Origin of the sequence: Novosphingobium percolationis (assembly GCF_020179425.1) — a bacterium.
Lineage (GTDB): Bacteria > Pseudomonadota > Alphaproteobacteria > Sphingomonadales > Sphingomonadaceae > Novosphingobium > Novosphingobium percolationis.
The window spans coordinates 93,753-106,117 of the sequence record NZ_JAILYM010000005.1 but is presented as its reverse complement, the minus strand read 5'-3'; the positions used below and the strand labels follow the sequence as shown (position 1 = coordinate 106,117).

Here is a 12,365-nt window from a genome sequence, read left to right as displayed (position 1 = left end):
TAGGCTCGCACCATGACCGGGACACAGGGGGATACGCGGCGGCAAGGCCGCATCGTGGCCACGCTGGTGGCGCTGCTGGCGCTGGCGGTGCTGCTGAACTTCGTCGATCGCGGGGCGATCGGCATCGCCGCGCCGAAGATGAAGGCGGACCTTGGCCTCTCGGCCACCACCTTCGGCCTCGCCGCCTCGGCGTTCTTCTGGACTTATGGTGCGATGCAGCCGCTGGTCGGCTGGATCAGCGATCGGATCCCCGTCTATCGCGCGCTGGCCTTCGCGCTGGCGCTGTGGTCGCTCAGCACGTTGCTGACCGGCTTCGTGCGTGGCCTTGCCCTGCTGGTGGTGCTGCGCTTGCTGCTGGGGCTGGGGGAGAGCTTCGTCTTCCCTTGCGTGTCCAAGATCATTGCGCGCCACGTTCCGGCGGAACGGCGGGGCATTGCCAATGCCGTCGTCGCGGTCGGCCTCGCGCTCGGTCCGGCGGTGGGGACGCTGGCGGGTGGCGCGCTGCTGGCCCGGCATGGGTGGCAGGCGGTGTTCGTCACCTTCGGCGCGGTGACGTTGCTGTGGCTGCTGCCCTGGGCGCTGGTGGTGCGTGCGCTTCCCGCCGAAAGCCGCACCGCGCCGCCTGCGCCGTTCTCCTACGCCGCATTGCTGCGGCAGAAGGCGCTGTGGATCACCGGCGCGTGCCACGTGACCGCCAACTACGCCTTCTTCTTCGTGTCGATCTGGCTGCCCTTGTATCTGACGGGCAGTCGAGGCCTGCCGATCCCGACGATGGCGCTGTTTGCGGCCACGACCTTTGGCGCGCAGGCGCTGTCCTCCTTGGCGACGGGGCATTTTTCCGACGCGCTGGTTCGCGCCGGACGCAGCGAGGACGCGGTGCGCCGGGCCTTCAGCGTCGGCGGGCAGGTGGCGCTGGCGGTCGGCATCACTGGCATCGCCTTCGCGCAAGGGGCGGGGGCACTGCTCGGCTGGCTGGTGTTCACCGGCCTTGCCATGGGGCCGGGGCCGACGATGGCCTACGCGATCGGGCAGATCTTCGCGGGCGAGCGGCTCGCGGGCAGCTGGATCGGCTGGCAGAACGCGATCGGCAGCCTGTCGGGCGTGGTCGGGCCGCTGGTGACCGGCGCGATCGTCGATGTGACCGGCGGCTTTGGCGGGGCCTTCGCCTTTGCGGCGGGGATCAGCCTGCTCGGCGCCGCGCTGTTCCAGTGGGCACTGCCGCCGATGCGACAGGTCGATCTGGGTGAAGGCGCCAGGGCATGATCGTTTCGCCTGACGTCATCGCACTCGGCGCGCCACCATCCGCCGCTCCCACGCGCGCGCAGCCGCTGATCGCCACCGCCTGGCTGCTCGGCGCGCGCATCCGCACCAAGGACGCGGGCGAATGCCCGGCGCTGGCACAGGCGGCACGCTCAGGTGGATTGGCCTTCGTGTTCCGGTTCGGGGTGATCGTGACGATCGCGCCGCGCGGCGTGCCAACCGATGCGCTGGTCGAGGCCTGCGCGCGCCATGTCGAGGATCCGGCGGCGCAGCGCGAACACGAAGGCGCGGCCCTGTTCGTCACCGCCGAGCAGACCGACCGTATCAGCGGGGAGGGCGATATCGCGCTGGCCGGGGCGGATGAGGACCGGCTGCTGCTGGTGGCGACCGTGCTGGCGCGCAGCGCCGTGCTCGACCGCGACGAGGCCATGGTCGCCGCCGCCTTCGACGCGAGCGCCCCGGTCGTCGAGGACTTGCGCGCGAACGGGCGGGCACGAATGTCGATCCGCGCGGTGATGCGGCTGGTGGGCGAAGTGCTGGCCGCACGCCACCGCGTGACCGGCATGGTGCAGGTGGACGAGCGCCCCGACGTGCTGTGGGACAACCCGCAGCTGGACCGGCTCTATGCCCGGCTGGAAAACGAATACGAGCTGAAGGAGCGCGCCGACGTGCTCAACACCAAGTTTTCCGCGCTCGGCGACTTTGCCGACGCGCTGGTCGAGATCGCCCGCGACAAGCGCGCGGTGCGGCTGGAAGTGGCAGTGATCGCGCTGATCGCGCTCGAGATCGTGCTCAACCTGCTGGGCGCGATGCACTGACGCTGGGGGGCGACCCCAAACGAAAAGGGCGGCCCCGAAGGACCGCCCTTTCCTTTTCATCGGGAAGAACCCGAAGAAGATTACTTGAGCTCGACGGTGCCGCCGGCTTCCTCGATCTTCTTCTTGATCTCTTCGGCTTCAGCCTTCGAGACGCCTTCCTTGACGGCCTTCGGAGCGCCTTCGACCAGCGCCTTGGCTTCGGTCAGGCCCAGGTTGGTGATCGCGCGGACTTCCTTGATGACCTGGATCTTCTTGCCACCGTCGCCGGTCAGGATGACGTCGAATTCGGTCTTTTCTTCGACGGCTTCAGCAGCAGCGGCCGGAGCAGCGGCGACGGCGACGGCAGCAGCGGCCGAAACGCCCCATGCTTCTTCCAGGGCCTTGGCGAGGTCGGCGGCTTCGAGAACGGTCAGCTTCGACAGTTCGGCGACGAGGTTGGCGATGTCAGCCATGATGTATCACTCCTGATTGTGTGGTCCCGGCCGCGAACGGGCCGGATGAAAACGGAACAGTCTTTATGCGCTTGGCTTGCGGTCTCCGGGCCGTCGGGCTTATGCCGCCGGGCCCGGAACCACTCAGGCGGCTTCCTTGGCGTAGGCGCCGAAGACGCGGGCCAGCTTGGCCGCCGGAGCGGTCGTGAGCTGGGCGATCTTCGTGGCCGGAGCCTGGATGAGGCCGATGAGCGTGCCGCGCAGTTCGTCGAGCGAGGGCATCGAGGCGAGCGCCTTGACACCATCGGCATTGAGAACCTGCGACCCCATCGCACCGCCGACGATCTCGATCTTGTCGGTGGTCTTGGCGAACTCGATCACGGCCTTGGCGGCGGCGACCGGGTCAACCGAGGCGGCGATTGCGGTCGGCCCGGTGAAGAGTTCACCCAGACCTTCGTAATCGGTGCCCGCGATGGCAAGCTTGGCAAGACTGTTCTTCGCAACCTTGTAGGTCGCACCCGCTTCGCGGATCTTGGTGCGCAGGGCGGTGGACTGGGCCACCGTCATGCCGAGGTTGCGGGTGATCACCACCGCGCCGGCCTCGCCGAAGACGCCGTTCAGGTACGCGACCGATTCGGCTTTCTGCGAACGATCCATGCCTTACTCCTTCACAATGGCCGAACGGGGCGAACCCCGGACGGCCGGCTACGTTTGACGGCGCTTGCGAAAGCGCCGGCGAGTCCGTTGACAAGGGAAGGAGATGCGCGGTTAAGCGCGGATGGCGCCACGTTCCATATCAGGAGCGAAGGGCCTGAAACTCTTTTCCCCGCCTATGCCGGAAATTAAGCAGGAAACCTGCACCGACAGTCTCGGACGGATGAGCGGCGGACGAATCCGTCGTTCAAGCGCGGGCCTATGTCCGAAACGGAGCGCCAAGTCAAGCGTAGGGGTGGCACAGGCCTTTGACTTTCCAACAGGGCGCGCCTATATCGCAACCAACGGTCCAGTGCTTCGAGCAAGGCCTTCCCATGCGCGGGGGAAGGCTCAGGAAGGAAGTTCGGGATCATCATCTGACGCGAAAGGCTGCAGGCAAGGACATCCCGACAGGGAGCGTCTTGCGCCGTGCGGCCCTTTTTCGTTTGGTGCGCCAACGCCGCGTTTGGCACAGTTTTTCGCCGGTTTCGTGCCGGCACTTGAGCGAAGAGGCACCCTCTCCCCATGGCTACCAAGGCCCCCAGCGCACGCCCCGGCGTGAAGCGCCGCATCCGCAAGATCTTCGGTGACATCCACGAAGTCGTGCAGATGCCCAACCTCATCGAGGTGCAGCGCGAATCGTACGAGCAGTTCCTGCGTTCGGACCCCGAGACCGGCTATGTCTCGGGCCTCGAAAAGACGCTGCGCTCGGTTTTCCCGATCCAGGACTTCGCCGGCACCGCCAGCCTCGATATCAAGGAAAAGGACGGCTACGTCCTTGAATCGCCCAAGTACGACGTGACCGAGTGCCGCCAGCGCGGCATCACGTACGCGGCGCCGATGAAGGTGACGCTCAAGCTCGCGACCTTCGAGGTCGACGCCGAGACCGAGACCAAGTCGCTCATCGATATCAAGGAGCAGGACGTCTACATGGGCGACATCCCGCTCATGACCGAGAACGGGACGTTCTTCATCAACGGCACCGAGCGCGTGATCGTGTCGCAGATGCACCGTTCGCCGGGCGTCCTGTTCGACCATGACCGTGGCAAGACCCACTCGTCGGGCAAGTACCTCTTCGCCGCCCGCGTGATCCCCTACCGCGGCTCGTGGCTGGACTTCGAATTCGACGCCAAGGACATCGTCAACGTCCGCATCGACCGCAAGCGCAAGCTGCCGGTCACGGCGCTGCTCTATGCGCTGGGCCTCAACGGCGAGCAGATCCTCGACCACTTCTACACCAAGGTCATCTGGGTGCGTGGCGAGGGTGGCTGGAAGGTGCCCTTCGTGCTCGACCAGTGGCGCGGGCAGAAGCCGGCGTTCGACATCGTCGACGGCAAGTCGGGCGAGGTGATTTTCCCCGCCGGCACCAAGATCAGCCCCCGCGCCGCCAACAAGGCGTTCAAGGACGGGCTGGAAGAGCTGCTGATCCCGACCGAGGAAATCTTCGGGCGCTATTCGGCCAAGGACCTGATCGACGAATCGACCGGGCGCATCTGGATCGAGGCCGGCGACGAAGTTACCCCGGAAAACCTCGACCTGCTCGACAAGGCGGGCGTCGACCGGCTCGAACTGCTGGACATCGACCACGTCAACACAGGGCCTTGGATCCGCAACACGATGAAGGCCGACAAGGCCGAGGATCGGGACCAGGCGCTGTCCGACATCTACCGCGTGATGCGCCCGGGCGAGCCGCCGACGCGCGAAACCGCCGAAGCGCTGTTCGACGGCCTGTTCTTCGATGGCGACCGCTACGACCTGTCGGCCGTGGGCCGCGTCAAGCTCAACATGCGCCTCGGCCTCGATTGCCCGGACACCGTCACCACCCTGCGCACCGAGGACATCCTCGCCGTGGTCAAGGAGCTGGTGAACCTCAAGGACGGCAAGGGCGAAGTCGACGACATCGACAACCTCGGCAACCGTCGCGTGCGTTCGGTGGGCGAGCTGCTGGAGAACCAGTACCGCGTCGGCCTGCTGCGCATGGAACGCGCGGTGAAGGAGCGCATGTCGTCGGTCGACGTGTCGACGGTCATGCCGAACGACCTGATCAACGCGAAGCCTGCGGTCGCCGCGGTGCGCGAATTCTTCGGCTCCTCGCAGCTGTCGCAGTTCATGGACCAGACGAACCCGCTGTCCGAAGTGACGCACAAGCGTCGCGTTTCGGCGCTCGGGCCGGGCGGTCTGACGCGTGAGCGCGCGGGCTTCGAAGTCCGCGACGTTCACCCGACGCACTATGGCCGCATCTGCCCGATCGAAACGCCGGAAGGCCCGAACATCGGTCTGATCAACTCGCTCTCGACCTTCGCGCGCGTCAACAAGTACGGCTTCATCGAAACGCCGTACCGCAAGGTGATCGACGGCAAGGTGACCAAGGAGGTCATCTACCTGTCGGCGATGGAAGAGCAGAAGCACACCGTCGCGCAGGCGTCGGCTGCCACCAACGAGGACGGCTCGTTCGTCGAAGAACTCGTCTCGGCCCGCCAGAACGGCGAATTCGTGATGAGCCCGCGCGAACACATCACGCTGATGGACGTCAGCCCCAAGCAGCTCGTCTCGGTCGCCGCCTCGCTCATTCCGTTCCTGGAAAACGACGACGCCAACCGCGCGCTGATGGGTTCGAACATGCAGCGCCAGGCCGTGCCGCTGCTCAAGGCCGACGCCCCGTTCGTCGGCACCGGCATGGAAGAAACCGTCGCGCGCGATTCGGGCGCGGCGATCGCCGCGCTGCGCTCGGGCGTGGTCGACCAGGTCGACGCCACCCGTATCGTGATCCGTGCCAGCGGCGACATCGAAGCGGGCAAGTCGGGCGTCGACATCTACCGCCTGCAGAAGTTCGAACGCTCGAACCAGTCGACCTGCATCAACCAGCGTCCGCTGGTGAAGGTGGGCGACCTTGTCGAAAAGGGCGACATCCTCGCTGACGGTCCCTCGACCGAGTTCGGCGAACTGGCGCTGGGCCGCAACGTCCTCGTCGCGTTCATGCCGTGGAACGGCTACAACTACGAGGACTCGATCCTGATCTCCGAGCGGATCGTGAAGGAAGACGTCTTCACCTCGATCCACATCGACGAGTTCGAAGTGATGGCCCGCGACACCAAGCTCGGGCCGGAAGACATCACCCGCGACATCCCGAACGTCGGCGAGGAAGCGCTGCGCAACCTCGACGAAGCGGGCATCGTCTACATCGGCGCCGAAGTGCACCCCGGTGACATCCTCGTCGGCAAGATCACGCCCAAGGGCGAATCGCCGATGACGCCGGAAGAGAAGCTGCTGCGCGCGATCTTCGGCGAAAAGGCCAGCGACGTGCGCGACACCTCGCTGCGCCTGCCGCCGGGCGTTTCGGGCACGATCGTCGACGTGCGCGTGTTCAACCGCCACGGCATCGAGATCGACGACCGTACCCGCGCGATCCAGAACGAGGAAATCGAACGCCTCGCCAAGGACCGCGAGGACGAACGCGCGATCCTCAACCGCGCCACCTTCAACCGCCTGCGCGAAATGCTGCTGGGGCAAGTGGCCGCAGCGGCGCCGAAGGGCGTGAAGAAGGGCGTGGAGATCGACGAGCAGGTGCTCGCCGATGTCGAGCGTCACGAATGGTGGAAGTTCGCCGTCGCCGACGATGCGCGCCAGCAGCAGCTGGAAGCGGTCAAGGCGCAGTACGACGAGACCGTCAAGGCGATCAGCGAGAAGTTCGAGGACCGCAAGGAAAAGCTCGAACGCGGCGACGACCTCGCTCCGGGCGTGCTCAAGATGGTCAAGGTCTTCGTCGCGGTGAAGCGCAAGCTGCAGCCGGGCGACAAGATGGCCGGCCGTCACGGCAACAAGGGCATCATCAGCCGCATCCTGCCGCAGGAAGACATGCCGTTCCTCGAGGACGGCACGCCGGTCGACTTCGTGCTCAACCCGCTGGGCGTGCCTTCGCGCATGAACGTCGGGCAGATCTTCGAAACGCACCTCGGCTGGGCCGCGCGCGGCCTGGGCAAGCGCGTGGGCGAGGCGCTCGACGCCTGGCGCGCCGCGAACCCGAACCCCGAAGCGGGCCAGCCGCCCGAAGCGGTGCGCGAACTGCTCACCGAGATCTATGGCGACAATTATTCCGCCGAGATCGCGGCGCGCAGCGACCAGCAGATCGTCGAGTTCGCACAGTCGGTCCGCGCGGGCGTGCCGATGGGCTCGCCGGTGTTCGACGGCGCGGTGGAATCCGACGTGACCGACATGCTGCGTCTCGCCGGGCTCGATGAATCGGGCCAGGTGGACCTGTACGACGGCCGCACCGGCGACCGCTTCGACCGCAAGGTCACCGTGGGCATGAAGTACGTGCTCAAGCTGCACCACCTTGTCGACGACAAGATCCACGCGCGTTCGATCGGGCCGTACTCGCTCGTCACCCAGCAGCCGCTGGGCGGCAAGGCGCAGTTCGGTGGCCAGCGCTTCGGCGAAATGGAGGTCTGGGCACTCCAGGCCTACGGCGCGGCCTACACGCTGCAGGAAATGCTGACGGTGAAGTCGGACGACGTGGTCGGCCGCACCAAGGTCTACGAAGCGATCGTCAAGGGCGACGACACCTTCGAGGCCGGCATTCCCGAGAGCTTCAACGTGCTCGTCAAGGAAATGCGCTCGCTGGGCCTCAACGTCGAACTCTCGTCGCTCGACGACGAGGACGACGACGGCCTGGCGCAGGCGGCGGAGTAACGGATCGGGCGGCCTTCGGGCCGCCCCCCGCCGCAGCCAGAGATTTCACGTCCAGAGCCTCATCGCGAGGCAAGGGAACGGCAAAAAATGAACGACCTTACCAAGTTCACCAACCAGCTCGCCAAGCCCGAGACCTTCGACCAGATCCAGATCGGTCTGGCTAGCCCCGAGCGCATCCGCAGCTGGTCCTTCGGCGAGATCAAGAAGCCGGAAACCATCAACTACCGCACGTTCAAGCCTGAGCGCGACGGCCTGTTCTGCGCGCGCATCTTCGGTCCCGTGAAGGACTACGAGTGCCTGTGCGGCAAGTACAAGCGCATGAAGTACAAGGGCGTCGTCTGCGAAAAGTGCGGCGTCGAAGTCACCGTCACCAAGGTGCGCCGCGAGCGCATGGGCCACATCGAGCTGGCGGCGCCGGTCGCGCACATCTGGTTCCTCAAGTCGCTGCCCTCGCGCATCGGCCTGCTGCTCGACATGCAGCTCAAGCAGCTTGAGCGCATCCTCTACTTCGAAAGCTACGTGGTCATCGAACCGGGCATCACCCCGCTCGAACGCTACCAGCTGCTGACCGAAGACGAGCTGCTCGACGCGCAGGACGAATACGGCGAAGACGCGTTCAGCGCCGGGATCGGCGCCGAGGCGGTCAAGCAGATGCTGATCGACCTCGATCTCGAACAGGAACGCAAGGACCTGCTCGAGGAACTGGCGACCACCAAGTCCGAGCTGAAGCCCAAGAAGATCATCAAGCGCCTGAAGGTCGTCGAATCGTTCATCGATTCGGGCAACCGTCCGGAGTGGATGATCCTCGACGTCGTGCCGGTCATCCCGCCCGAACTGCGCCCGCTGGTGCCGCTCGACGGTGGCCGCTTCGCGACTTCGGACCTCAACGACCTCTACCGTCGCGTCATCAACCGCAACAACCGCCTCAAGCGCCTGATCGAGCTGCGCGCGCCGGACATCATCGTCCGCAACGAAAAGCGCATGCTGCAGGAAGCGGTCGACGCGCTGTTCGACAACGGTCGCCGTGGTCGCGTCATCACCGGCGCCAACAAGCGTCCGCTCAAGTCGCTGTCCGACATGCTCAAGGGCAAGCAGGGCCGCTTCCGCCAGAACCTGCTCGGCAAGCGCGTCGACTATTCGGGCCGTTCGGTCATCGTGACCGGCCCCGAACTCAAGCTGCACCAGTGCGGGTTGCCCAAGAAGATGGCGCTCGAACTGTTCAAGCCGTTCATCTACGCGCGGCTTGACGCCAAGGGTCTGTCGATGACCCTGAAGCAGGCCAAGAAGTGGGTCGAGAAGGAACGCAAGGAAGTCTGGGACATCCTCGACGAGGTGATCCGCGAACACCCGGTCATGCTCAACCGTGCGCCCACGCTGCACCGTCTGGGCATCCAGGCGTTCGAGCCGGTCCTCATCGAAGGCAAGGCGATCCAGCTGCACCCGCTCGTCTGCTCGGCGTTCAACGCCGACTTCGACGGTGACCAGATGGCCGTCCACGTGCCGCTTTCGCTGGAAGCCCAGCTCGAAGCGCGCGTGCTGATGATGTCGACCAACAACATCCTCTCGCCCGCCAACGGCAAGCCGATCATCGTGCCCTCGCAGGACATGGTGCTGGGCCTCTACTACCTGTCGATGGACCGCAAGGGCGAGCCGGGCGAAGGCATGATCATGGCCGACATGGCCGAAGTGCACCAGGCGCTGCACCACGGCGCGGTGACCATGCACTCGAAGATCGTCGCGCGCGTGCCGCAGACCGACGAGAACGGCCAGCAGTACCTGCGTCGCTTCGAGACGACGCCGGGCCGCATGCTGATCGGCGAGTGCCTGCCCAAGAGCCACACGGTGCCCTTCGAGCTGGTCAACCGCCTGCTCACCAAGAAGGAAATCGCCGACGTCATCGACCAGGTCTATCGCCACACCGGCCAGAAGGACACGGTGCTGTTCGCCGACGCGATCATGGCGCTGGGCTTCCGTAACGCATTCAAGGCGGGCATCTCGTTCGGCAAGGACGACATGATCATCCCCGACAGCAAGGATGCGCTGGTGGGCGAGACCAAGGATCTGGTGGCTGACTACGAGCAGCAGTACCAGGACGGCCTGATCACCCAGCAGGAAAAGTACAACAAGGTCATCGACGCCTGGAGCCGCTGCGGCGACCAGGTGGCCGCGGCCATGATGGACGAGATCCGCGCGACTCCGGTGGACGAGCATGGCCGCGAGAAGCCGGTCAACTCGATCTACATGATGTCGCACTCGGGCGCGCGTGGTTCGCCGACACAGATGAAGCAGCTCGCCGGCATGCGCGGCCTGATGGCCAAGCCTTCGGGCGAGATCATCGAAACGCCGATCATCTCGAACTTCAAGGAAGGCCTGACCGTCCTTGAATACTTCAACTCGACCCACGGCGCTCGTAAGGGCCTCGCGGACACCGCGTTGAAGACGGCGAACTCGGGCTACCTGACCCGTCGTCTGGTCGACGTGTCGCAGGACTGCGTCGTCACCATCGACGATTGCGGCACCGAGCGTGCGCTGGAAATGCGCGCGATCGTGCAGGGCGGTTCGACGATCGCCTCGCTCGGCGAACGCATCCTCGGCCGTACCCTCGCCGAAGACCTGATCGAGGCGAAGACCGGCGTGGTGATCTGCCCCAAGGGCACGCTGCTCGACGAAGCCGCCATCGTGCGGATCGAAGCGGCCGGCGTGCAGTCGGCGCGCATCCGCTCGCCGCTGATCTGCGAAGCCCAGCAGGGCGTTTGCGGCACCTGCTACGGCCGCGACCTCGCGCGTGGTACGCCGGTGAACATCGGCGAAGCGGTCGGCGTCATCGCGGCGCAGTCGATCGGCGAACCGGGCACGCAGCTGACCATGCGTACGTTCCACATCGGTGGCGCGGCGCAGGTCAACGAAACGTCGAACCTCGAAGCGATCTGCGACGGTACCGTCGAATATCGCGACATCCCGACGATCATCGACAGCCGCGGTCGTCGCCTGTCGCTCGCCCGCAACGGCGAGATCGCGGTGATCGACACCGAGGGTCGCGAGCGCGCCATGCACCGCGTGCCTTACGGTACGCACCTGCTGCACGAAAACGGTGCGATCGTGGCACAGGGCGACCGCCTGGCCGAATGGGATCCGTTCACCCTGCCGGTGATCACCGAAAAGCCGGGTATCGTGCGCTATCAGGACCTGATCGACGGGCGCACGCTCACCGAACTGGTCGATGACGCGACCGGCATCGCCCAGCGCGTCGTCACCGAGAACCGCGCCGGTGGCCGGGCCAAGAAGGAAGACCTGCGTCCGCGCCTGACCCTGCTCGACGAAAACTCGGGCGAGGCCGCGCGCTACATGATGGCGCCGGGCACCACGCTCTCGGTCGAGGACGGGCAGGAAGTGAAGGCGGGCGACGTGCTGGCCCGTGCTTCGCGCGAAGCAGCCAAGACCCGCGACATCACCGGCGGTCTGCCGCGCGTCGCGGAACTGTTCGAAGCGCGCATCCCGAAGGACAACGCGATCATCGCGAAGATCTCGGGCCGCATCGAATTCATCCGCGACTACAAGGCCAAGCGCAAGATCGCGATCATCCCGGAAGAGGGCGAGCCGGTCGAGTACCTGATCCCCAAGTCCAAGGTGATCGACGTCCAGGAAGGCGACTGGGTCAAGAAGGGCGACAACCTGATCTCGGGCTCGCCCAACCCGCACGACATTCTCGAAGTCATGGGCGTCGAAGCCCTGGCCGAGTACCTCGTCGCGGAAATCCAGGAAGTCTACCGCTTGCAGGGCGTGAAGATCAACGACAAGCACATTGAGGTGATCGTTCGCCAGATGCTGCAGAAGGTCGAGATCACCGACGGCGGCGACACCACGCTGCTGCCGGGCGAGCAGGTCGACCTCGAGGAGATGAACGAGACCAACAGCAAGCTGGAAGCGGGCCTGCGCCCGGCGGAAGGCAAGCCCGTGCTGCTCGGCATCACCAAGGCGAGCCTGCAGACGCGCTCGTTCATCTCGGCGGCTTCGTTCCAGGAAACCACCCGCGTGCTCACGCAGGCGGCCGTGGAAGGCAAGAAGGACTCGCTGATCGGCCTGAAGGAAAACGTCATCGTCGGCCGTCTCATCCCCGCCGGCACCGGCGCGGGCATGAACCGGATGCGTGTGGCTGCCTCCAGCCGCGATGCCGCCCTGCGCGCTTCGTATCGCAAGTTGCAGGAATCGCTGATTGCGCCCGAATCGGCAGCCGAGGAACATGCTGCCGAACTGGCGCAGGGTCCGGCAGCTGCGATCGGCAACGATCCGCTGGCGGCGGTCGAGGGTGAAACCCACGGCACCGACGCCGATGCGGGCGACTACCTGATCAAGGGTGACGACGAGGCCTGAGCCTTGCCGTAACGCCTGAAAGGGAACGAGAAAAAGGCCCCGCCGGAGCGATCCGGCGGGGCCTTTTTCTGGGCTGACGCCATCTTCGGGCGCTCAGGGAAAA

Annotated in this window: 6 protein-coding genes; 4 read left to right on the top strand and 2 right to left on the bottom strand. The window is 65.7% G+C overall.

Going from position 1 to position 12,365, the window contains the following annotated elements:
- The first annotated feature begins 12 nt into the window (after positions 1-12).
- Both K3A84_RS13945 and K3A84_RS13940 read left to right on the top strand, forming a co-directional pair.
- On the top strand, positions 13-1,263 hold the full coding sequence (locus K3A84_RS13945; RefSeq protein ID WP_225009962.1) for an MFS transporter: 1,251 nt from the start codon (positions 13-15) through the stop codon (positions 1,261-1,263).
- Complete coding sequence (locus K3A84_RS13940; RefSeq protein WP_225009961.1) at positions 1,260-2,078, top strand: RMD1 family protein; 819 nt, start codon at positions 1,260-1,262, stop codon at positions 2,076-2,078. Before K3A84_RS13945 ends, K3A84_RS13940 begins: the two co-directional genes overlap by 4 nt.
- A gap of 80 nt (positions 2,079-2,158) precedes the next feature.
- On the opposite strand, the gene rplL is transcribed toward K3A84_RS13940, so the two are convergent.
- Both rplL and rplJ read right to left on the bottom strand, forming a co-directional pair.
- Entirely contained in the window at positions 2,159-2,530 is a 372-nt protein-coding gene (gene rplL / locus K3A84_RS13935; protein ID WP_225009960.1) for a 50S ribosomal protein L7/L12, read from the bottom strand.
- A 123-nt stretch (positions 2,531-2,653) separates the two neighbouring features.
- Positions 2,654-3,166: a 50S ribosomal protein L10 gene (gene rplJ, locus K3A84_RS13930; RefSeq protein ID WP_225009959.1), complete on the bottom strand. Its 513-nt coding sequence runs from the start codon at positions 3,164-3,166 to the stop codon at positions 2,654-2,656.
- 561 nt (positions 3,167-3,727) lie between these two features.
- Here rplJ and rpoB point away from each other — a divergent pair.
- Both rpoB and rpoC read left to right on the top strand, forming a co-directional pair.
- Complete coding sequence (rpoB, locus tag K3A84_RS13925; protein ID WP_225009958.1) at positions 3,728-7,891, top strand: DNA-directed RNA polymerase subunit beta; 4,164 nt, start codon at positions 3,728-3,730, stop codon at positions 7,889-7,891.
- An 87-nt stretch (positions 7,892-7,978) separates the two neighbouring features.
- Entirely contained in the window at positions 7,979-12,262 is a 4,284-nt protein-coding gene (rpoC, locus tag K3A84_RS13920; protein ID WP_225009957.1) for a DNA-directed RNA polymerase subunit beta', read from the top strand.
- The last annotated feature ends 103 nt before the right edge of the window (positions 12,263-12,365 follow it).